This is a genomic window from Nocardia sp. NPDC023733 (genome assembly GCF_040639775.1).
GTDB lineage: Bacteria > Actinomycetota > Actinomycetes > Mycobacteriales > Mycobacteriaceae > Nocardia > Nocardia rosealba.
Genome location: NZ_JBFAAN010000001.1, coordinates 1,971,777 through 1,991,615 on the forward strand (window position 1 = coordinate 1,971,777; position 19,839 = coordinate 1,991,615).

Annotated in this window: 22 protein-coding genes; 12 read left to right on the top strand and 10 right to left on the bottom strand. The window is 65.7% G+C overall.

Going from position 1 to position 19,839, the window contains the following annotated elements; all coding sequences use genetic code 11:
- Nucleotides 1-113: 113 nt before the first annotated feature.
- Together AB0F86_RS09105 and AB0F86_RS09110 are read left to right on the top strand one after the other, a co-directional pair.
- A complete protein-coding gene (locus AB0F86_RS09105) occupies nucleotides 114-1,280 on the top strand; it encodes a hypothetical protein (protein ID WP_356983114.1) in 1,167 nt (388 codons plus the stop codon).
- Nucleotides 1,277-1,549: a hypothetical protein gene (locus AB0F86_RS09110; RefSeq protein WP_356983116.1), complete on the top strand. Its 273-nt coding sequence runs from the start codon at nucleotides 1,277-1,279 to the stop codon at nucleotides 1,547-1,549. Before AB0F86_RS09105 ends, AB0F86_RS09110 begins: the two co-directional genes overlap by 4 nt.
- Nucleotides 1,550-1,553: 4 nt before the next feature.
- Here AB0F86_RS09110 and AB0F86_RS09115 read toward each other — a convergent pair whose 3' ends face one another.
- Nucleotides 1,554-2,123, bottom strand: a complete 570-nt coding sequence (locus AB0F86_RS09115) for a VanZ family protein (protein WP_356983118.1) — start codon at nucleotides 2,121-2,123, stop codon at nucleotides 1,554-1,556.
- 199 nt (nucleotides 2,124-2,322) lie between these two features.
- Here AB0F86_RS09115 and AB0F86_RS09120 point away from each other — a divergent pair, with 199 nt between their 5' ends.
- Nucleotides 2,323-2,496 (top strand): CsbD family protein, encoded by a 174-nt coding sequence (locus AB0F86_RS09120; protein ID WP_225279650.1) that lies wholly within the window; start codon nucleotides 2,323-2,325, stop codon nucleotides 2,494-2,496.
- 86 nt (nucleotides 2,497-2,582) lie between these two features.
- Complete coding sequence (locus AB0F86_RS09125; RefSeq protein WP_356983119.1) at nucleotides 2,583-3,419, top strand: DUF1206 domain-containing protein; 837 nt, start codon at nucleotides 2,583-2,585, stop codon at nucleotides 3,417-3,419.
- 174 nt (nucleotides 3,420-3,593) lie between these two features.
- On the opposite strand, the gene AB0F86_RS09130 is transcribed toward AB0F86_RS09125, so the two are convergent.
- The 3 genes from AB0F86_RS09130 to AB0F86_RS09140 all read right to left on the bottom strand — a co-directional run bounded on the left by AB0F86_RS09130 (nucleotide 3,594) and on the right by AB0F86_RS09140 (nucleotide 5,699).
- Complete coding sequence (locus AB0F86_RS09130; RefSeq protein ID WP_356983121.1) at nucleotides 3,594-4,286, bottom strand: NAD(P)H-binding protein; 693 nt, start codon at nucleotides 4,284-4,286, stop codon at nucleotides 3,594-3,596.
- A gap of 152 nt (nucleotides 4,287-4,438) precedes the next feature.
- A complete protein-coding gene (locus AB0F86_RS09135; protein WP_356983122.1) occupies nucleotides 4,439-5,350 on the bottom strand; it encodes an NAD(P)H-binding protein in 912 nt (303 codons plus the stop codon).
- A 97-nt stretch (nucleotides 5,351-5,447) separates the two neighbouring features.
- Nucleotides 5,448-5,699, bottom strand: coding sequence for a hypothetical protein (locus tag AB0F86_RS09140; RefSeq protein ID WP_356983124.1), 252 nt, complete (start codon nucleotides 5,697-5,699; stop codon nucleotides 5,448-5,450).
- Between the two features lie 111 nt (nucleotides 5,700-5,810).
- On the opposite strand from AB0F86_RS09140, the gene AB0F86_RS09145 reads away from it, so the two are divergent.
- Nucleotides 5,811-6,203 (top strand): VOC family protein, encoded by a 393-nt coding sequence (locus AB0F86_RS09145; protein ID WP_356983125.1) that lies wholly within the window; start codon nucleotides 5,811-5,813, stop codon nucleotides 6,201-6,203.
- A gap of 230 nt (nucleotides 6,204-6,433) precedes the next feature.
- Here the strand turns inward: AB0F86_RS09145 and AB0F86_RS09150 are convergent, their stop codons facing one another.
- Both AB0F86_RS09150 and AB0F86_RS09155 read right to left on the bottom strand, forming a co-directional pair.
- Entirely contained in the window at nucleotides 6,434-7,669 is a 1,236-nt protein-coding gene (locus AB0F86_RS09150; RefSeq protein WP_356983127.1) for an amidohydrolase family protein, read from the bottom strand.
- A 59-nt stretch (nucleotides 7,670-7,728) separates the two neighbouring features.
- The gene (locus tag AB0F86_RS09155; RefSeq protein WP_356983129.1) at nucleotides 7,729-8,358 is read right to left on the bottom strand and encodes a TRIC cation channel family protein; all 630 of its coding nucleotides are present in this window, start codon (nucleotides 8,356-8,358) and stop codon (nucleotides 7,729-7,731) included.
- Between the two features lie 306 nt (nucleotides 8,359-8,664).
- Between AB0F86_RS09155 and AB0F86_RS09160 the strand changes: the two genes are divergently transcribed.
- Nucleotides 8,665-10,332 carry an amidohydrolase family protein gene (locus AB0F86_RS09160; protein WP_356983130.1) on the top strand — a complete coding sequence of 556 codons (1,668 nt, stop codon included), beginning with the start codon at nucleotides 8,665-8,667 and terminating at the stop codon, nucleotides 10,330-10,332.
- Nucleotides 10,333-10,960: 628 nt separating this feature from the next.
- Here AB0F86_RS09160 and AB0F86_RS09165 read toward each other — a convergent pair.
- The gene (locus AB0F86_RS09165) at nucleotides 10,961-11,719 is read right to left on the bottom strand and encodes an SDR family oxidoreductase (RefSeq protein WP_356983131.1); all 759 of its coding nucleotides are present in this window, start codon (nucleotides 11,717-11,719) and stop codon (nucleotides 10,961-10,963) included.
- 145 nt (nucleotides 11,720-11,864) lie between these two features.
- On the opposite strand from AB0F86_RS09165, the gene AB0F86_RS09170 reads away from it, so the two are divergent.
- Complete coding sequence (locus AB0F86_RS09170) at nucleotides 11,865-12,500, top strand: TetR/AcrR family transcriptional regulator (RefSeq protein ID WP_225279642.1); 636 nt, start codon at nucleotides 11,865-11,867, stop codon at nucleotides 12,498-12,500.
- 43 nt (nucleotides 12,501-12,543) lie between these two features.
- On the opposite strand, the gene AB0F86_RS09175 is transcribed toward AB0F86_RS09170, so the two are convergent.
- A complete protein-coding gene (locus AB0F86_RS09175) occupies nucleotides 12,544-13,143 on the bottom strand; it encodes a TetR/AcrR family transcriptional regulator (protein ID WP_356983132.1) in 600 nt (199 codons plus the stop codon).
- 98 nt (nucleotides 13,144-13,241) lie between these two features.
- Here AB0F86_RS09175 and AB0F86_RS09180 point away from each other — a divergent pair, with 98 nt between their 5' ends.
- The 4 genes from AB0F86_RS09180 (at nucleotide 13,242) to AB0F86_RS09195 (ending at nucleotide 15,577) form a co-directional block, all read left to right on the top strand.
- Nucleotides 13,242-13,574, top strand: a complete 333-nt coding sequence (locus AB0F86_RS09180; protein ID WP_356983134.1) for a hypothetical protein — start codon at nucleotides 13,242-13,244, stop codon at nucleotides 13,572-13,574.
- The gene (locus AB0F86_RS09185) at nucleotides 13,571-14,173 is read left to right on the top strand and encodes an NAD(P)-binding domain-containing protein (protein ID WP_356983136.1); all 603 of its coding nucleotides are present in this window, start codon (nucleotides 13,571-13,573) and stop codon (nucleotides 14,171-14,173) included. Before AB0F86_RS09180 ends, AB0F86_RS09185 begins: the two co-directional genes overlap by 4 nt.
- A 64-nt stretch (nucleotides 14,174-14,237) precedes the next feature.
- The gene (locus AB0F86_RS09190) at nucleotides 14,238-15,347 is read left to right on the top strand and encodes an alkene reductase (RefSeq protein WP_356983137.1); all 1,110 of its coding nucleotides are present in this window, start codon (nucleotides 14,238-14,240) and stop codon (nucleotides 15,345-15,347) included.
- 35 nt (nucleotides 15,348-15,382) lie between these two features.
- The gene (locus AB0F86_RS09195; RefSeq protein WP_356983138.1) at nucleotides 15,383-15,577 is read left to right on the top strand and encodes a hypothetical protein; all 195 of its coding nucleotides are present in this window, start codon (nucleotides 15,383-15,385) and stop codon (nucleotides 15,575-15,577) included.
- Here AB0F86_RS09195 and AB0F86_RS09200 read toward each other — a convergent pair.
- Nucleotides 15,566-16,867: an amidohydrolase family protein gene (locus AB0F86_RS09200; protein WP_356983139.1), complete on the bottom strand. Its 1,302-nt coding sequence runs from the start codon at nucleotides 16,865-16,867 to the stop codon at nucleotides 15,566-15,568. The genes AB0F86_RS09195 and AB0F86_RS09200 overlap by 12 nt on opposite strands.
- A 280-nt stretch (nucleotides 16,868-17,147) precedes the next feature.
- Between AB0F86_RS09200 and AB0F86_RS09205 the strand changes: the two genes are divergently transcribed.
- The gene (locus tag AB0F86_RS09205) at nucleotides 17,148-18,392 is read left to right on the top strand and encodes a threonine/serine exporter family protein (RefSeq protein ID WP_356983140.1); all 1,245 of its coding nucleotides are present in this window, start codon (nucleotides 17,148-17,150) and stop codon (nucleotides 18,390-18,392) included.
- Between the two features lie 229 nt (nucleotides 18,393-18,621).
- Here AB0F86_RS09205 and AB0F86_RS09210 read toward each other — a convergent pair whose 3' ends face one another.
- Nucleotides 18,622-19,788, bottom strand: a complete 1,167-nt coding sequence (locus AB0F86_RS09210; RefSeq protein WP_356983141.1) for an MFS transporter — start codon at nucleotides 19,786-19,788, stop codon at nucleotides 18,622-18,624.
- Between the last annotated feature and the right edge of the window lie 51 nt (nucleotides 19,789-19,839).

The window sequence follows — 19,839 nt, forward strand, 5'->3', positions numbered from 1 at the left end:
GGTGCGCTATCGCTGTCAGGCGAGCCGTCGACCGATGGCGTGCAAGCTGACCCGAGAAGTCAGGGAAACCCGGTTCCAAGTGAATGTTCTTGCCGCGCATGTACCTTCGGAGCATGGGGAGTAGAGCCGGAGCGGTGCGCCGGTTACGCGGTCCGCTCACGGTGGTGATCGCGATGGTGGTCGCGATTTCGGTCGTGTGCGTGCTGCCGGCATGGTGGTGCGGCCGGGACGCGGACGGGTGGTATCGAGGTGACCAGGCGTTGCTGCGCGGACTCGCCGAGGAGATGGTGGCCTTCGAAGCCGCCGACGATCATCGGCGAGCCTCCGGCGGAGGGGACGGGATCGCCGGCATGTGGGGGTTGCTCGCCCATCAGATGACGGCACAGGGTTTGGCGCAAGCGTGTCTGGAACATCCCGAATGGCGGGAGCGGTATGCCCCGGTCATCACTCGCGCCGCGGTCAAAAGTCTTTTGCCCCAGATGCGTTCGGAGTTCACGTCGGCATGGCATGGCCGCGACGGACTCGCCGATCTCGACAGCGCCGACGGTCACGCCTATCTCTCCTATCCGGCCCTCGCGCTCGGGATGGCCCGGTGGATCGATCCAGCCTTTCCTGCCGACCTTGCCGTTCAGCACGATGCACTGATCACCGCCCTCGAGCGGCGGCTGCTCGCTTCGCCGACCGGGCTGCTCGACACCTTTCCCGGCAGGGCGTATCCCACCGATGTCGCGGCGGTCGCGGCGGCGATCGCGGTGCACGGCAGGGTGACGGGCGTCGATCACACGGCGGTCATCGCGCATTGGGCGCGCCAGGTGCGCACGGTTCAGATCGATCGGGACACCGGACTGGTGATCCAGCGCATGGGCACCGACGGCCGAACCCAGGACGCACCACGCGCTTCGGGGACCGGTTTGGCGGCCTATTTCGCCGGCTTCGCGGACCGGTCGCTCGCCCAAGAATTGGCAGCAGGGCTGTTCGGACAGGAAAGAACTGTCCTCGGATTCAGCGCGATCGATGAGTACGGCGATGGCTACAGCGGCCCCGGCGATATGGACAGTGGCCCCTTGATACTCGGAATATCGGTGTCAGCCACCGGTTTCGCACTCGCTCCTGCCCGCGCCTTCGGCCACCGCGAAACCTTCACCCGCCTGTTCCGCACAGCCGACCTCTTCGGACTATCGCTACAGAGCGGAACCCGCACACGATTCGTGACCGGCGGCGTGATCGGCAACGCGCTCATGCTCGCGTTCCTGTCTTCGGGACCGGAGCTGGCCCGATGAAGGTCCCGCACGCAGTGTCGACCGTGTGGCGCCTGTTCCGCATTCCGCTGGTCCTGGTGGTGGTCTACCTCGCTCTGCATGCGGCTCTGGCGGCGTCGTCGGCTCGGCACGGGTATGGGTCACCCGATGGCCTCGGCGCAGGCTTCGTGACCCTTGCCATTGTCGTGGTAGCGCTGCGCCTCGTGCTGATCATCGTCGTCCCAGCAGTTCTCGCCTACCGCGTCGTGACACTGGTCCTGGCAAAGACCCAGCCACTCGACACGCGATAGGTGGCTACATGGTCCTTCGCCAGGATCTCGAAGCGACGTCATGATCCGTTGCGACAACCCCTGCCTCTGTCAGCGGGTTGTCCGCCGGATCGGGTCGGTGCGGCGGCGGCACGAGGAACCGAACGCTCCACGATTTTCTGCCCATCGTCAGCAGATGCGCACCGATGCCGGCGCCAACCGCGTTCATCAGCAAATCGTCCACTGATGACACCCGTCCGATATTCAGGACATATTGGGCGAGTTCGAGTGTCGCCGACAGCGCGGCACCGAGTACGAGCATCCGCCATATGCCGGTGAAGCGAGGGAATCGCAAGGGCAGCAGGAAACCCAGTGGGACGAATATCGCGGTGTTCGCGCCGATCTGCACGATGGTGTCGAAGGAGAACTCGCTCAGCGTCGCGGCGAGATCGCGCAGCGGAACCACGCTGACCGTCCTGGTGCCGCCGGTCGGTGTCAGGATCATCCACACCCAGGGCAGCGTCCCGGCGACAATCCCCACTTCGGTCAGGCTGCGCAGCAACGCGATCGGCCGTGCGATTCCCGCACGGGCCCGCCACCACAGCAGCAGCGCCACGATGAGGGGAATCGCTGTGACACCGATCCCCCATGCCACCAGCACCGGCCCCCAGGCCTCCCATACTCGCCCCACACACGAAACTTACGTGGTTGCCATGGTCTCGCCTCGGCCGCCTAGATCTTCGTATCGAAGATCAACATCGTTGACACCTGCGGGACTACGGCGTTGACTTGGTCTATACAGCGAGGAAAATGCCATGAGTACGAGTAAGAAGATCGCGAATTCCGTCGAGGCCACCAAGGGGCGGGTGAAGAAGGTGATCGGGCGGGCTACGGGTAACCGGCGGCTCGAGGCGCAAGGGCGGGCCGAGCAGGTCAAGGGGAACCTGAAGCAGTCCGGTGCCAAGATCAGGGACGCCTTCAAGAACTAGTTGCGCCGAACGAGACCTCGCAGTAGATCCTGCGCCGACCGTCGCGGAACGACCTCGACGGATCAACGACACGCAGGGTGATCAGCATGCCGAACAACACCGACTCATCGTCGTACGAGAATTCGTCCACTGCCGTGGCCCGGGTGGCCCAGAACAGTATCTTCGAACGATTCGCCCGCGCGGGGTTGGTGATGAGCGGCATCGTGCACCTGATCATCGGCTACATCGCCATCCGGCTCGCCCTCGGTGGCGGGGCGGGTACGGCCGATCAATCGGGTGCTATGACCGAACTGGCTGCCAAGCCGGGCGGTGTTTTCGCGCTCTGGGCCGGCGTCGTCGCGTTCACGCTGATGGCGTTGTGGCGGCTGGCCGAAGCGGCGCTCGGCAGCTCGTCCGAACCTGACTCCGAGAGCAAGAAGTCGGAGGCCGTCAACAGAGTGAAGGCGTTCTCGTTGGCGGTGGTCTATCTCGCTTTCGCCATCTCCGCCTTCGGATTCGCAAGGGGCGCAGGCACATCCAGTAGCGCACAGAGCACCGGGATCACAGCTGAGATGATGCAATCCACCGTGGGCACGGTTGCTCTCGTGATCGCCGGGCTGATCATCATCGCGATCGGCGGCTATCACATCTACAAGGGGGCGACCCAGCGCTTCCTCGCCGACCTCCAAGGCGACACGAGCACCCTGGTCCGCAGGTTGGGCACCGTGGGTTACGTCGCCAAGGGGTTGGCCGTCGCGGCAATCGGATTGCTGGTCATACTCGCGGTCGGCCGATCCGATCCCGGCGAAGCCACCGGACTCGACGGTGCGTTCAAAACCCTTGGGGCACAGCCCTTCGGAGCCGCCTTGTTGATCGCTGCGGGCGCGGGCATCATCGCTTACGGTCTCTACAGTTTCGCCATGGCGCGATACACCAAGATGTAGCCGACCTCGGCATCACGGTCTTCGCCAGGCCCGACCGCCTGAACGCACCCCTTCGACCACCGGAATGGCCTTGGCACGAGGCCCGGTGCCGGCCCCATGCCGTCTACGGCGAAGGCGCCCGAGCGATCCTCGACCTGGCGTTGGCCGGACAGGCCGGTCTCGGAGGTGATGGTCTCATTTGTTGAATGCTTCCCGTCGCAGCAGTTGCGCCATACTCGGATTGTCGGTGACGGTGACAACCGATACGACTTCACGCACGAATTGCTCCTCCTCGGCCAAGCGCAACAGGCTTGCCGCAAGATCGACACGAGCTGTGAACCGTCGGTCTATATGCCCCGCCGCCATCGTGTAGTCGGTGACGGTCGGCAAGTCGTACAGCCCACTCGGTCGCACGATGGTCCAGTCCAGATCGCTGCCCTCGACCAGGGTTTCCATCCGCCGCATGTCGTCATACAGGGTTCGGCCGAGCACCCGCGCCACATAGGGCTGAAGGATCCGGTTGAACAGGATTCCGCCGTCGGAATAGGGCTTCGGGTCGACCGCGCTCGAGGAGACCACCACGAGGCGGCGCACGCCGTGCCGGTGCATGGCGGCCAGGATGTTGGCCGATCCCGCCGAGTAGGTGGTGATCTCACGCTTGCCGAAAGGTACTCCGAGTGTGGACAGCACAGAATCCGCGCCCGCGATCGCCGAGTCGACCGAGTCCGGTCGCAACACATCCCCTTCGAAGACCGTCAGGCGGTCATGCGCGAGCGGGAATTCAAAGGGCTTGCGGGTGACGGCGACGACGTCGTGCCCGCGGCCGAGAGCTTGCTCCGTGAGCAGGCGGCCCGTGGGACCGTTGGACCCGAAAACGATGATGCGCATGACTTCCTCGAGGTGTCGTTCCGGCACCAACCCTTCCGGGTGCCGTATGTTACGAGAACAATATCATCTGTTTTGGAAATCATACAATATGCATTCGGTACTCAATCAACGGCAGGTCGTCCACGGGCAAGGCCGCCATGAGGCGGGCAATGTCAGCGAGCGGCGGCTACCGTCGCGGCTACCCACTCTGCGAAGGACGGACCGGCCAGTGTGGCGTGCGGGGACGGCAACAGGGTGCCGTTTTCGAATTGCTCGCGGTCGGGGTTGGCATCATCGGAGGTCTCGATGATCTGCAGGGCGTCGCCACGAGCAGCTATCAGCGCCGCAGCGGCAGAAGCCATCGTTTCCGGCTGCGGACCCGCGATCTCGGGGAACGGAATATCCTCGGCGGCAATCGGATTCATCGCCAGATCGACCAACGCTTCGGCGACGGTCCGCGCGGCGACCAACTGGGTGCGCATGCCCTGGACGTAAGCAACATCGCCCTGGGTGCCCCACCCGACCATCACCTCGACGAGTTCATGGAACTGCGCCGCACGCAGAATCTGCACCGGCAGCGCACCTTTGAGCAATTCCTGCTCGTGCGCGAGCTTGGCGGCGTTGTACCCGGCGAGCGAACCGTCGATCCCGATGATGGACACCACGACCAGCCGCTCGACCCCGGCACGCTCTCCCGCCGCGTGCAGGTTCCGCGCGGAAGCGGTGAAGAACTCCGTGGCCACCTGCTGATCGGCCGAAGGGGTGCTCGACGCGTCGATAACGATGTCGACCCCGGACAAAGCCTCATCGAGGCCGGCTCCGCTCTCGATGTCGACACCGTTGGCCCGGGAGAACGCGACAACCTCATGCCCACGCTCGACCAGCACATCCACCACGTGCCGCCCCAGCCGACCGGTCGCCCCAGCCACCGCAATCTTCTTCTGCTCCACCATGGTCCACTCCTTCATCGCGATTTCGGCGTTCACAGAGTCGACGGAGCAGCCGACCGAAGTGTGACATCGCCTGGTCAGAAGGGTTTCGAGGCTCCCTCTCTTGACACGCCAATCCTGCCTGGCTGCTCGCACACGCTCTGCCTCCGCGACCTGCGATCGGCATCGTTCCGATGGGCCGATGACGGTGCCTCGGTTCCGGCGGGCCAACGTTGGACGGCGTCGCAGACCGCTAGAAGAGAAAAATCAGGAACCCGAACCAGGCCACTCCTACACACAGGAGGACCAGCAACAAAGCAGCGATGAACACCGAGGAGCAGACGAGCACCCGGACAAGCCGAGACTTGCGATGCGCTTCTGGTCGAACCCCATTCCCTTGGCCGGGGGGAACCTCTGTTCCCACGGCATCCACCGGGCTGCCCGCAATCCTCTCGAGGATCGCATCGGTTCCCCCACCATGCCCGACCTGTTCACGCTCGCCCACGCCACCAGAGTGCCACAGAGCAAGGACCCTGGCGCCTGATGTAAAGGTGGGCTATTGCCACGCCACCACTGGATCAGCATGCTGATGGGTCGGGCTTCCTATGCTCAGATGATGCATCTGGAGCTGGTAGCGATCGTAGTCGAGGAGTATGACCCGGCGATCGAGTTCTTCGTCTCGGTGTTGGGGTTGGAACTGATCGAGGACGTGCCGGCGCTGACCGACGACGGCAGACCCAAGCGGTGGGTGGTGGTTCGCCCGCCGGGTGCGCAAACCGGGATTCTGCTGGCGCGGGCGGATGGTGAACGGCAGGCAGCTGTAGTCGGTAGCCAGGTTGCCGGTCGCGTGGGATTCTTCCTGCGGGTCGATGACTTTCAGTCAGAATATGCCCGGTTGGTCGCAGCGGGCGTCGCATTCGTGACGCAACCGCGGTCCGAGCCGTATGGCTGTGTCGCGGTCTTTTTGGACATTGCCGGCAACCGGTGGGATCTACTAGGTCCTGCCTAGCGAGGCGTATGCGTGAATCGTGCGAGCGGGTGACGAGCACATCAAAGTTGCGGTAGCGCAGCCGCGAAATCAGGCGGCGGACCGCTTTCACACCGACATCGTTGGTACGCGCGTAGCACTTGGACTCCATCGCGAAGTCTATTGCTACCCGATCCGCCGCAGGACTAGTCAGGTCCAGTTGAATACGGGACCTCACCAGTCCGGACGCGCGGCTACTCGAGAATGTGGGTTCAAGCGTTCGGCTGTTTGTAGACGGTGCCTGCCTTCATGACGAAGTCGACCTTGCCGGTCACGTTGATATCGGTGAACGGGTCGCCGGGCATGGCGATGATATCGGCGATCTTGCCGACCGCCAGCACACCGAGGTCGTCGAGTTCCAGGAGTTCGGCGGCGACGCTGGTTGCCGCTTTGAGGGCACGGGCGGCGGTGATGCCGGTGGAGATCATCACCGGGAACTCTTTCCAATTCTCTTCGTGCGGGAACATGCCCGCGTCGGTGCCGAAGGCGATCTTGACATCGCTGGCGGCGACGAATTCGGCGCTGTCGAGCAGGGGCTTCTGGTACTTCTGGAACTTGCGGCGCTTGTAGACGGGTTTGCCGACCCAGTGGTCGTCATCGTTGGCGTGACGAGCGTCGTCCATGGTCATGAACTGGGTGGGGACCAGATAGACACCCTTGTCGGAAATCATTTGCAGGGTGTCCTTGGTGGCGAGATTGCCGTGTTCGATACTGCGAACCCCGGCGCGCACCGCCCGCTGAACACCCTCGTCGCCGTAACTGTGCGGGGTGGCCCAACGGCCGAGGTCCCCCGCGGTCGCGACGATCGTGTTCATCTCTTCCTGGCTGTAGGTCGGCTGAGTCGGATCGTCGGACGGGCTGGAGAAGCCCCCGGTCCCGGCAAACTTGATCCAGTCCGCACCTGCGCGGATGTCTTGACGTACACGGGTACGGAGCTCGTCACAGCCATCGGCGGCCGCCAGCTCCAGCAGCGGGTGGTGCCCCTGATAGGACAGGTCGAGGATGCCGCTGAAGTCTCCGTGCCCGCCGCGCGCGGAAATGAGGTGCGGGGCGACCAGCATGCGGGGGCCGACGACGAGACCGGCGTTGATCGCGTCGCGCAGATCGAGAACACTGTAGCCACGGTCGACGCCGGTCAGGTCGCGCACCGTGGTGAATCCGTTCATCAGAAGTGCCTTCAGTGCCGAGTAGGCCCGGAAAACCGCCGCGGTCGGGGACATCGAGAATCCCGAGACGATGTCGGGGGTGATGGTCACGTGGGTGTGGCAGTCCATGAACCCCGGTGTCACGGTGTGTCCGCTCAGATCGATCACCGTCGCGTCGGCGGGTGCGGTGATGTTCTCGCCCACCTGGGTGATGCGGTCGTTCTCCACCAGGATGTCGCGTTTCCCGGCAGGGGTGTCGGTCAAACCGTCCCAAACGATCGCACCGGTCAAAAGCGTGGTCATAGCCGTCCTTTCGATCTGCGGGTAGGGACCTTTCTTCACCAGGCAGTTCGGGTGTGCAATCAGGAGTCCTTCGGTGCAGCCTGCGGCAGCATCCATCCTCGCCAGGAGGCGACCAGACACAACCCGGCGCCGACAACCGGAGCGAGGACCGCCCCGAGGGCCGAGAATCCCGCGTACACCAGCACGACGAGCACCGCGCTGGCGGCGACAGCGCTGGTCGCGTAGAGCGTGTTACCCCCGAACACCCGTGGTGTCCGCAGCAACAGAAGGTCACGGATCATGCCGCCACCGATCGCGGTGATAGTGCCCAGCAACAAGGCAGGCAACCAGCCGAGACCGGCCGCGAGGGTCTTCTGTGCCCCGGTCGTGGCCCACAATCCCAGCGCGGCAGCATCCATCAACAGATAGAACCGATGCCAGTATCGACCCGTGAAGCCCAGCATGAACGCCGATACCGCACCGGCCAGCGCGGTCAGGATGTAGGCGTAGTCGGTCAGCCCTACCGGCGTCCCGTGCTGCAGCAAGGTGTCGCGCAGCATCCCACCCCCGAGCCCCGAAGCCAGAGCGATCACCACGAAGCCGACGAAATCGAACCGCTGACTCCGAGCAAGCACACCACCCAGTGCCGCGTTGACGAACACGCCACACAGGTCGAGCACTCGGAACAACTCATCGAACTGAGTCACCACCCAGCGATCATGCCGCAACATTTATGGATTGGTCGGCACCTGGCCGCGTCCCGGCCTACCCAGGCGTGTCGACCCGCCGATGAGGTGGGCTATCGCGTATCGAACACATGCGGACCGCCGCGTTGACGCAATCCCTGCGGCTTCCGTAGATCATCTGGCCGAAACCTCGGACAAGGTGATCGGCTCGCTGCCGACCTGCCGTACCTGGGCGAGGATCACCGCCAGTTTCCACGCCGGTCGGTATCGTCGGCGCCTGAGTGTGCTGGGCAAACAGCGCGGGGTCGGCGCGAATGAAAGGTGCGGCGGATGTCGAGTCAACCGGCCCAGAAGGCCGACCTGATCTTCACCGGGGGGCCAGTCGTGACCGTGGCCGACGGGTCCGCACCCGAAGTCGAGGCCCTCGCCGTCACCGGCACACGGATTCTGGCGGTCGGTACCCGCGACGAAGTGCTCGCGCTCCGAGGCACCGACACCACGGTCATCGACCTGCACGGCCGAGCCCTGCTCCCGGCCTTCGTCGAAGCGCACAGCCATCCCTCGGCGATCGCGGCCGCGCTGGCCCCGCCCGCGGTGGATGTGCGGCCGTTCTCGGTGCCGACCGGCGCCCAGGTCATGGACAAACTCACCGAGGCGGTGCGTTCGGCGAGCAAAGGTGCGCCGATCCTCGCGTACGGCATCGACATTCTGCTGCAGACCGACCTCCAGCTACCCACCCGCGCCGAACTCGACGAGCTGGCCCCCGAAAACCCGGTGGTGATCGTCGCCAACAGTGGTCACGCCGCCTACGCCAACAGTGCGGCGCTCGCCCAGGCCGGTATCACCAAGGACACCCCGGACCCGACCGGCGGGAAGTTCGTGCGCGGTAGCGACGGGGAACTGACCGGTGAGGTGTTGGAGGTGCCCGCGCTCGGGGTCCTCGCCGCGCCGATGGGTTCGTCGGTGCAGGCGCGGATGCCCGAGAACATGCGGTGGGCCTACGGTCAGCTCAGTGCCGCCGGAATCGCCACCACCACCGAACACACCTACAACACCGGGCAGGCGAGTCTCTTCGAAGGCATCGCCGCCCGCCCCGATTGTCCGCTGCGGGTCCGGGCCTATGAGATCAGCACCCCGGAGTTGGCCGCCGATCGCAGCCACCTCGGTGGCCAGTTCCCGGGTGGGGAAACCCTTTTCGCACAGATCGGGATGAAAATGTGGGCCGACGGCTCACCCTGGCAAGGCAACATCGATACCTCGTTTCCGTATCTCGACGATGACACCACTCGGCGGATGGGACTGAACCCGCACCATCACGGTGGGATGAACTACACCGCTGACCAGATCCGTGATCTCGCCGAGGCGTTCGTCGCCCAGGGCTGGCAACTGTCGACACACGTGCACGGTGACCGCGCGATCGACGCGGTCCTCGATGCCTACGACGCAGCGCTCTCGAAGTATCCGGGCCAGGATCGGCGGTTGCGGCTCGAGCATGTCGGGGCGATGCGACCCGACCAATTCACCCGCGCGGCGAAGCTGGGTGTGGTGGTCAGCCTGTTCATCGAGCATGTCTACTTCTGGGGCGATGTCCTGGTCGACGAGCTGTTCGGATCCGAGCACGGAAGCCGATGGATGTCGACGAGGACAGCGGCCCAGGCAGGCGTGACGTTGTCGTTTCACAACGACGGCACTGTCACCCCACCCGATCCGATCGGCAACATCGCTACCGCTGTCACTCGTGTCGCTCGCGGCAGCGGCCGCGTCCTGGCACCGGAAGAGTGCGTCGACGTCGACACCGCGATCCGCGCCCAAACCATCGGTGCCGCAACACAATTACACCTCGACACCGACATCGGCACCCTCGAACCCGGGAAGTTCGCCGACCTGGTCGTACTGTCGGGCAACCCCCGGTCCACGCCGCCAGAACGCCTCCGCGCCCTCACCGTCGAGGCCACGTTCCTGATGGGTCGACAAACCCATGGGACACCGCTGGCCTGATCGAACATCCAGGCCCTACTCGTTGCCAGACAACCGAGCACCGCGCGAGAGCACACGCTTTTCCTGCGCGCGAACGGTGCACGCGAACTCGACCGCATCATGCACTACACCGGGGCTGATCGCGTCCGCGTCATCGAAACCTCGGATTTCCTCCCTAGAACACGGGGATTGGCGAGCTCGCTCGTTCGAGGCTGATGATCACTTGGTCGGGCTGCCTCCCTATCGGCGTAAGCCGTAGCCTCGGAGCCACTCTCGCTGCCCGACACTATTCGCGCCCTTGTCGCCGGGGACGGCGAGGTCACCGCCATCAGCGCCACGGTAACGGATCGCGTCGTAAGGGATCACGTCGATCGCCCGGCGGTCGCCGCTCAGGACAACCCGCTACGTTGATGACGCAGTCGCCCGGCTCCGTGCCGAGGGCCACGAGATCCGGGGCGAGGACATCGCCCGGCTCTCCCCGCTCGAGCATCGCAACCTGAAACCTGCTCGGCCGCAACAATTTCTCACCGCTCGACCCCAGCCGCCGGCGCCCGGCGCCCACTGCGCGACCCGGATGCCCCAGAGCTGGACGAGGACGAGACCGGGCGGAATGAATCCGGCGCGGCCGGGGACAGGCTCGCCCGGTCGATCAGAGGAGGGCGCCGCCGGAGACCTCGATGCGCTGGGCGGTCATCCAGCGCAGGCCCTCCGACGCCAGCGTGGCGATGGCGTCGCCGATCTCCTCGGGTTCGCCGACGCGGCCGAGGGCGGTCTGCCCGGCGAGACCCTGGCGCATCTGGGCGTCATCGCGCATGGCACCACCGTTGAAGTCGGTGGCGGTCGGCCCCGGGGCAATGGAGTTGACTCGGATGCCGCGGGGGCCGAGTTCTGCGGCCAGAGTGCGGCTCAGGGCCTCGACGGCGGCCTTCGAGGCGGAGTAGACCGAGGTCGCGGGACTGGTGTGGCGAGTCAACGACGACGAGACGTTGATGACGCGGGCATCCTGCGCCAGCAACGGCACAAGCGATTGGATTAGGAAGAACGTGCCACGCACGTTCGTGCCGAACACCGTGTCGAAGTCGTCGGCCGCGACCGCTTCCAGCGGGCCGAAGACACCCACCCCCGCGTTGTTGACCACGATATCGAGCCGCGAAACCCCCCACCGCTCGAGCAGTCCGCTCAACTCGGAGGTGAAGACTCCGAAAGAGGAGACGTCGCTGATGTCGAGACGCATGACAGCGGCAGTCCCGCCGGCAGCGTGCACTTGCTGCGCCGTCTCCTCGGCCCCGGCCGCATCACCGCGATGGGTGACCACGACCCGCACTCCGCGCGCCGCCAGGGCAAGAGCCGTACTCCGACCCAGGCCACGGTTCGCACCGGTCACCAAAGCGATCCTGTCGACTGTCATCAGTTGCTCCCTCATTGCACGGCACCCGAGAGACGGCGGGCGCCGCAATCAGATACGAGTCGAGTGACTCGCCTTTCATCGACTGTAGGCAGACCAAAGGAGGTGAGTCAAGTGACTCGCCTCGGCGTTAGGGCATACTGCACGCATGGCAGCAGAGCTCTCCACACATCACCGCCGCCTCGCCCAGCAAAAGCGTGAGGCGATCATCTCCGCAGCCACGGACCTTTTCCTCAACCGCGGTTACGACGGCACTTCCCTCGCCCGCATTGCCGAAGGGGCGGCAGTCTCGAAGTCCACCCTGTTCAAGCAGTTCCCCACCAAGGCAGCCCTTTTCGAGGCCATCGTCACCGAGTCCTGGCAGCGCGACGCCGGAGGCGCCGTCGCACCGCCTCAGGCCGGAGACCTGCGTTCCGGCCTGACCTCCATCGGCCATCGCTACGCCGACCTGATCGGCCGGCCCGGCATGACAGCCCTGTTCCGCATCGTCATCGCCGAGCTGCCCCGCTTCCCCGAACTGGGGCGGATGCAGTTCCAGCTCGGCAAGCTGCCCTACTTCACCTCGGTCCAGCACTACCTCGAGTCGGAGCACGAGGCCGGTAACGCCTACGTCCCGGACGCCGAGAGCGCCGCCAACCAGTTCCTCGGGATGATCGCCAACTACGTCCTGTGGCCCCGCATGCTGCTGACCGACTGGGACCCCTCAGCCTCTGACATCCGCTACGCCGTCGAGCAGGCGGTTGAGACCGCACTCGCCCGGTACGCCTCCGATCAACCAGGCTGACCCGAAGCTGGAATTCGTACGCAGGGCTGACGACGCGAAGCCGTCAGTCGAGAGCGTGGGCGCGACAGGTCCGCAGAATCTCGTCGGACAGTTCGGGCTGGACGTGGCTCACTGCGCGGGCGAGAGCCATCGCCCCTACGAGTCGGCTGAGCAGCAGCACCGCGCGCTCCCGCGCCTCCTGTGAGGTGATCTCCCCTTCGTGCTCGCGGGCGAACTCCTCGGCGAATCCGGTGAGGTACCCCTCCACGCCGGTTGCGTAGGCGCTCTGGACCGTGTCGCTGTGCCGTCCGGCGTCGGTGACCAGGGAGGCGGAGGGACAGCCGCCGTCCAGGGCGTCGCGGTGGGCGGCCGAAAGATAGTTGTCCACCACTCGCTTCAGCGGTGGGCCGGTGAGATCGTCGCCTTCCCCGAGGATGTGGTCCAGGGAGCACAGCGAGGCTTGGAACGAGGCACTGCATGCCTCGGCGGCCAGGTCCCCTTTGGACGCGAAATGGTTGTAGAAGCCGCCGTGGGTCAGGCCCGCTTCCTTCATCAGTTCGGCGATCCCTACGGCATCGATGCCCTGCGAGCGGAACATGCGCCCGGCCGCCTCGACGATGTTCTGCCGGTTCCTGGCCTTGTCTTCCCTGGTGATCCGCGGCATGGCCGCCCTCCTGTGTCGGCAGTGTTTGACCTTTTCAAGGTTACCCCTCATCATTATTTTTAATGATGACCATCATTAAAGGAGAGATGGAGGCGCCTATGCGCACCGTGGAGCACACGCGGCAAGGGGACGCGGCACAGGGTCAGCGACGAGACCGCAGCCCTGATGCTGGTCAACCCGCTGACGGTGCGCATGCTGTACCGCGCGGTGGAGAAGGCTGGACGAGCCACACCCCCAGGGAGCGGGCTGAGGATGTCGCCTTCGCCCAGGATCTGGCGCAGCGCAGGCCGGACCTGCTCGAAGTCGCCGCCAGCTACGATCTCGCCGACTTCAACGCGGCCGTCGAGCACGCCCGTCGCCCCGCCAAGAGCGGGACCGTCCTGCTCACCACACTGCGGGCGGCCGGCTCCGGACAGGGGGCGGGACGATGAAGATCGGAATGCTCGGAGCTGGAGAAGTCGCCCAGGCCATCGCCCGGCATGCGATCCGTCACGGCCACGAGGTCGTGCTCAGCAACAGCCGAGGACCTGCCTCCCTGGCCCCGCTGGTCAAGGACCTCGGCGCGCTCGCGACGGCCGCAACCCCTGCGGAGGCCGCCGTCGCGGACCTCGTCGTGCTCGCGGTTCCCTGGCCGCAGATCCCTGACGCCGTCGCCGGGCTCCCCCGCCTGGACAAGACCGTCGTCATCGACACCACCAACCAGTTCGCCTCCCTGTCCCCGACCCCGGAGATCGCCGATCTGGGCGACCTCACCGGGAGCGAATACGTAGCCTCCCTGCTTCCCGGCGCACGCGTGGTCAAGGCGTTCAACGCCCTCTACGCGCAGTTCATCGCACCCGATCCCCGCCACGAGGCAGGGCGGCAGGTGCTGTTCCTCGCCGGCGACGACGCCGATGCCAAGAGCACCGTGAGAAACCTGACCTCCGAGTTCGGCTTCGCCCCCGTCGACCTCGGAACGCTGCGCGAGGGAGGACGCCTCATCCAGCTCGGCGGCCCCCTGTCCGCCCTCCACGCCCTCCAGCAGGACTGATCCCCCAACCCGCTGATGCTCCTCGAGCCCACGAGGAGCACCTTCCATCACGAAAGAGATCCTCATGTCCGCCCTGACCTCAGTACCCACCCAGCCCCTCCTGCAGCCTGTTCAACTGGGCGCGCTCGAGCTGCCCAACCGCGTCGTCATGGCTCCCATGACACGCGCTCGGGCCAGCAACGAGGAACTGGCCCCTACCGCCCTGCACGCCACCTACTACGCGCAGCGCGCCGGCGCCGGCCTGATCATCAGCGAAGGGATCTGGGTCAGCACGGACGCGATCGGCTTCATCAACGTCCCAGGCATCTACACCGACGCCCAGACCGCCGGCTGGGCCGAGGTCACCGAAGCCGTGCACTCCGCGGGAGGCAGGATCGTCTCGCAACTCGGTCACGCCGGCGCCGCCTCCCACCCGGATCACCACGGTGGCAGGCTCCCCGCCGGCCCGTCGGCAATCAATCCCCACGAGATGTCCTTCACCCCCGACGGTCCGAAGGACTCACTCACCCCACGCGCTCTGAGCGCCGCAGAGATCGCCACCACGATCCGCACCTACCGGCAGGCAGCCGCCAACGCCCTGCGCGCCGGATTCGACGGCCTGGAGATCCACGCGCAGGTGTCCCACCTCGTGGCCCAGTTCCTCAACCCACGGCTCAACCAGCGCACCGACGCCTACGGCGGCAGCAGCGAGAAGCGGGCCCAATTCCTCCTCGACATCGTCGACGCCGTCACCAGCGTGTGGGACAGCGACCGCATCGGAATCAAACTCTCGCCCTACTGGAATCACGGGCCCGCCTTCACAGCGGACGCCGAGACGCTGGACGAGTACGACCAGCTCCTCGAGCACCTCAACGACAGCAACCTGGCCTACCTCCACCTCCTCGGCCCGGAACCCGACACAGGAACCGACACCCTCACCGCATTCACCCGCTACCGCGCCCACTACCGCGGCGCCGTCATCGCCAACCTCGGCTTTACGCAAGCGAGCGGCAACGAGCTGCTCGAACGGCAGCTGGCCGAGGCGGTTTCCTTCGGGGCCCCCTTCATCGCCAATCCAGACCTCGTCGATCGATTCACGCACGGCCACCCTCTCGCCGCCGGCAACCGCGACACGTACTTCGCGGGTGACGCCGCGGGATATACGGACTACCCCGCGGTGACCGGCTCCGCCTAAGGCCGTCGTTTGGATCATGCGGCAGGTCGCGGGGTATGGCACGCACAATTGCGGCGTTGTCGTCGGTTGCTGACGTCCCCCAGCCTTCGGCAGGGGGTGCCCCCAGCGTGTTGGATGCCGACCCGGTGCGCGATATCGCGGTCCTCACCGCACCGGATCGGCACTTACGTCACGTGATCCACGGCGATACCGTCACCGATATCGCGACGGCGGTGCCGTCAGTCCACTGAGAGCAGGTCCTTGACCAGCTTGCCGTCCTTCATGATGATCACCAGGTTCTTCTCTGGATCGGTGAGCACCCTGATATCAGCCACGGGGTCGCCGTCGATGAGCAGCAGGTCGGCCCACGCACCCTCCTCGATGACGCCGAGCGGCGCGGGATAGGGATTGCGTGGGCCCGCCAGGGCGAGCATCCGACCGTTGTTGCCGGTGGCCTGGGCGAGAACCTCACCATTGGTGAACCACTTGGTCCGGTGGACGAACTCGTCGCCGATATCGGCGATCGCCTGGGGGTTGGTGATGATGTCGGTGCCGAACGCGATGTCGGCGAAGTCGAGCTTCTTCGTCAGCTCGAACATCTCGTCCAACCCGGCCCTTGCCTGCGCGAACTTCTCCATCTGCGCGGGCGGGAAGCCGTGTGGGTCGACGACGTAGACGCTGACCTGCGGGCTGAGCCAGACGTTCTTCTCTTTCATCAGCGCGAGGGTGGGCTCGTCGATCAGGTTGGCGTGCTCGATCGTCTTCACGCCCGCTTCGACGGCGCGGCGGATGCCGGTGGGGTTGTAGACGTGGGTCAAGACGTAGGTGTTCCAGTTCGCGGCGGCCATGACCGCGGCCTCGATCTCGTCGGGATTGAACTCGACGACGTCCAAGGGATCACGCTCGGAGGCACACCCGCCACCGACCGCGATTTTGACCTGCGAGGCACCGCGGCCGAGCACATAGCGCACGGCCACCAGCATCTCCTGCACACCGTTGACCACGAGAAGGTGCCCGATGTCCTGCATCTGATCCCGGTTGCCGCCGAGCAGCGCACAGGGTTCGTTCATCGGGGTGAAGTCAGCGTGACCGGAGGTCTGCGAGATGAGCGGGCCCGACGGGTAGATACGCGGTCCCTGCACCCGGCCTTCGTCGATGGCGCGTTTGAGCGAGAAGGTGTTGCCGCCGGTGTCGCGCACGGTGGTGAAGCCCCGCGACAGGTACAGTTTCGCGATCTCGGCGCCGCGATAGGCGTGGTAGAACGCATCCGTGGTGAGTTGGTCGAGGGGGTCGGGCTGCAGCATCAAGTGGCAGTGGGCGTCGATGAATCCCGGTGTGAGGGTGCGCCCGTCGGCGTCGATCACCTTCGCGTCGGCGGGGATCTCGGCGTCCTTGCCGATCGCGGCGATCTTCCCGTCGGCAGTCACCACCGTTGTCGGCGCCGAAAGTTTGTGGGACACCCCGTCGAACACGCGCGCGTTCTTGATACCGACGGCGCCCGAACTCGACGATTCGCTGGGTGATTTACCGGGAGAATTCATGGCGACGCCCTTCCGTTCGACTGACAGAAGCAGAATTTCGATGGCCGTGCGCTGAGCTCGCGAACTCGGAACAGAGCGGCCTTCCCCATCGGGCAACGCTCGAGCGAACACTATCGGGAACCCACCATGGGCGCAACGGTTGTCACGGCTGGCGAGTCCTCGTTGCAGGCCAGCGGTGGTGCACACCATCGCACCGAACCCGCCGCCGAACCGCTATCGTGCCAGGAACCGCGATCTTGGGAGGCTCACCGGTGAATCGACAGCGACCCGAAGACGGCCGATGACCGGCGACAAGCTCGACCGCAGCGACCTCTCGGCGATGACCTTCGTGCGCGAGGCGACTGTCGCCCTGTGCAACACCGGCGTTCCGACGTCGTATGTCACCGAGCGGATGCAGGTGGTCGCGGCGGCGTTCGGCGTCGAGGTGACCATTCTCGCGTTGCCGACCGGGGTGTTCATTCAGCACCCCGACGGCACGATGAACGTCGCGCTGGCCCAGGGGACGGTCGCCGGGAGCGGTTCGTTCCGGCTCGACCAATTGGCCGACCTGCAACATCTGCTCGACGATGTCACCGGGGGTCGATGCGGTCCCACCGACGCGCTCGATCGACTGCACGCCATCTCCACGATGCAGCCGCGCTATCACCTCGCGGCGGTCTTGGTGGGGCACGCGTTGTTCGGCGTGGGTTTCGGGTTGCTGCTCGAGCCGACACTGTGGGCTATTCCGGTTTATGCCGTGATGTCGGCGGTGATCGGCGCGCTCGGGATCCTCGTGAGCAGCCGCCGGATGGCCGCGGCGGTGTTTCCCGCGCTCGCGGCGTTCCTCGTCGGCGTGGTCATGAATCTCGTGGCGCCGCACGTCGGCGAATCACCGACCCCGGCGATCGTTCCGCCGCTGGTGTCGTTGCTGCCTGTCGCGGCCATGACTTTCGCGGTGCTCGACCTGTCCACCGGCGACGCGATCGCGGGCACCTCGCGCATGGCTGTCGCGGTACAACGGCTGCTGCTGATGGCATTCGGTGCCTACGCCGCCAGCGTTCTGGTGCCTGCTACCGCACCGATCTCACCCCACATGTCGCTGGACTGGGGTCCATGGCTCGGCGTCGCGGTCTTCTCGGTCGGATGTCTGCTGACACAGTGCGCGTCGTTGCGGACGCTGCCCTATCTGATGTTGATCGCGTACGTCACCTTCACGACGCAGTTCGTGACCACCCAGTGGGCGGGTCCGATCATCGGCGGCTTCTCGGCGGGCGCGGCCAGCGTCCTGGCGTCGATGTCGCTACGGCGCCTACCCAAGGCTCCACCGTTCTACGCCGGATTCGCGCCAGTGCTCTGGCTGATCGTGCCCGGCGCGGTCGGCCTGCAGGGAGCGGTCAACTTCGGGCAGAACGGCGGTGCCGCCGCGGCCGGGCAGATCGGCCTCACCGGGATGATCCTGGTCGCCATCGCAGCCGGAATCCTGGTCGCCACCGCCTGCCGATCGCTGCTCCCGCACCATTCACCACCGTCGGGCAACAACACCTGACTTCCAATAGTTTTCAGTACCAGGGCTTTTCGCGAATTGCCGTCAGACGACGGCACAGTTCAGTCATGACTACACGCGGGTATTCCGCTCCACGCCGTCTCGGGACTCGCCGAATCCAGGATCTCCGACCAGTCGAGCTATAGGCCGTCGCGCGCACGGATTTCGAGGGGCCGTACGAGCCGTTCCGCTCTCGCGCGGGTGAAATGGAGGCCCGCCGAGCTCTGTCCTGTCATCGGGCAACCTCCGCGTGACGGGCCGTTGGCGACATCGTCCTGTTCCACAACAGGGCCGCCAGAGCCCCTGCCGCGGCAATCAGACACATGACTGCGATGCCTGCATCGAAGAGGAGCGCGCCGAGGCTGTTGCCCAGGGCGATTCCCACGTACAGCGCTGAGGCGTTCGTTCCGATGGCGACAGAACCGATCGTCGGCATCGCATCGAGCAGGCGGTGCTGCTGCGGTGGCGTCTGCGCCCAACTGGCGGCACCCCAGATCGCGGCGGCGAGGACCACCACTATCGCCGGTGGACCGACGGCCAGCGCCAGGAAGGCTGCCGCCATGAGTGCGTAGGCGATGGTGAGGGTGCGGGTGGGGCCGAGTATGTCTGTCAGGCTCCCGCTGGCCAGCGATCCGACGACGGCCCCGACGCCGTAAGCGGTGAGGATCGCGACGAACCATCCGCTGTGCCCGTCCGGGGACAGCTTCACAATGTAGGCGTACGGAACATACGCAGCAGCCATACCCAGCACGGTCAGGGCGAGAATGGACAAGGCGCGCGGTTCCGTCAGCGGGACCAGTCGGTCCGCGATGCGGTGAGGTGACCCCGCGGGTGGGTTCGGCGCCGTGGTGTGAATCAAGATCGCTGCGACGAGGGCCAGTCCCGCGATCGCGAACAGCGCGCCCCGCCAGCTCGTGGTGGCCGCCAGCACATGACCGACCGGCACACCGAGAGCGGTCGCGATGGTCAGCCCCGCGATCACCAGGGCAAGCGCGCGTCCACGGTGTCGTTCATCGGCGACACGCGCGGCGAGCACACCTGCGGCGGGGGTGACGACCGAGGCCGCAAGAGCGGCGAGGATCCTCCCCGCCAGAAACAGCGCGAACCCCGTACTCACGGCACAGACGACATTGGCCAGGGCGAGGATCAACAAGGCGACCGCGATCACCACACGCGGCCGGACCGAACTCGTCACCGCCGCCAGGACCGGCGCGCCGAGTGCGTATGACGCGGCGAAAACTGTCACGGACAGGCCGGCCGTAGCGGTGGACACGCCCATGTCGGCGGCCAGTGCGGGCAGGAATCCGGCGACGACCCAGGTGTCGGTGCCCACCGCGATCGTCGCGGCCAGCAAAGGTAACAGCCGGGGCCACCATCGCCTCGAATTGTCGATATCCATTGTCCACAATCTTTCGATGATCGTATGCTTCAAACCATTTCGGGATTTCAG

Excerpts from the sequence above, each read along its gene's own strand:
- AB0F86_RS09190 (WP_356983137.1), top strand. The coding sequence starts at position 14,238 with ATGTCCGCCCTGACCTCAGTACCCACCCAGCCCCTCCTGCAGCCTGTT.
- AB0F86_RS09150 (WP_356983127.1), bottom strand. The coding sequence starts at position 7,669 with ATGACCACGCTTTTGACCGGTGCGATCGTTTGGGACGGTTTGACCGAC.
- AB0F86_RS09175 (WP_356983132.1), bottom strand. The coding sequence starts at position 13,143 with ATGCCGCGGATCACCAGGGAAGACAAGGCCAGGAACCGGCAGAACATC.
- AB0F86_RS09165 (WP_356983131.1), bottom strand. The coding sequence starts at position 11,719 with ATGACAGTCGACAGGATCGCTTTGGTGACCGGTGCGAACCGTGGCCTG.
- AB0F86_RS09160 (WP_356983130.1), top strand. The coding sequence starts at position 8,665 with ATGTCGAGTCAACCGGCCCAGAAGGCCGACCTGATCTTCACCGGGGGG.
- AB0F86_RS09205 (WP_356983140.1), top strand. The coding sequence starts at position 17,148 with ATGACCGGCGACAAGCTCGACCGCAGCGACCTCTCGGCGATGACCTTC.
- AB0F86_RS09145 (WP_356983125.1), top strand. The coding sequence starts at position 5,811 with ATGCATCTGGAGCTGGTAGCGATCGTAGTCGAGGAGTATGACCCGGCG.
- AB0F86_RS09170 (WP_225279642.1), top strand. The coding sequence starts at position 11,865 with ATGGCAGCAGAGCTCTCCACACATCACCGCCGCCTCGCCCAGCAAAAG.
- AB0F86_RS09180 (WP_356983134.1), top strand. The coding sequence starts at position 13,242 with ATGCGCACCGTGGAGCACACGCGGCAAGGGGACGCGGCACAGGGTCAG.
- AB0F86_RS09110 (WP_356983116.1), top strand. The coding sequence starts at position 1,277 with ATGAAGGTCCCGCACGCAGTGTCGACCGTGTGGCGCCTGTTCCGCATT.
- AB0F86_RS09200 (WP_356983139.1), bottom strand. The coding sequence starts at position 16,867 with ATGAATTCTCCCGGTAAATCACCCAGCGAATCGTCGAGTTCGGGCGCC.
- AB0F86_RS09105 (WP_356983114.1), top strand. The coding sequence starts at position 114 with ATGGGGAGTAGAGCCGGAGCGGTGCGCCGGTTACGCGGTCCGCTCACG.
- AB0F86_RS09130 (WP_356983121.1), bottom strand. The coding sequence starts at position 4,286 with ATGCGCATCATCGTTTTCGGGTCCAACGGTCCCACGGGCCGCCTGCTC.
- AB0F86_RS09120 (WP_225279650.1), top strand. The coding sequence starts at position 2,323 with ATGAGTACGAGTAAGAAGATCGCGAATTCCGTCGAGGCCACCAAGGGG.
- AB0F86_RS09185 (WP_356983136.1), top strand. The coding sequence starts at position 13,571 with ATGAAGATCGGAATGCTCGGAGCTGGAGAAGTCGCCCAGGCCATCGCC.
- AB0F86_RS09210 (WP_356983141.1), bottom strand. The coding sequence starts at position 19,788 with ATGGATATCGACAATTCGAGGCGATGGTGGCCCCGGCTGTTACCTTTG.
- AB0F86_RS09125 (WP_356983119.1), top strand. The coding sequence starts at position 2,583 with ATGCCGAACAACACCGACTCATCGTCGTACGAGAATTCGTCCACTGCC.
- AB0F86_RS09195 (WP_356983138.1), top strand. The coding sequence starts at position 15,383 with ATGGCACGCACAATTGCGGCGTTGTCGTCGGTTGCTGACGTCCCCCAG.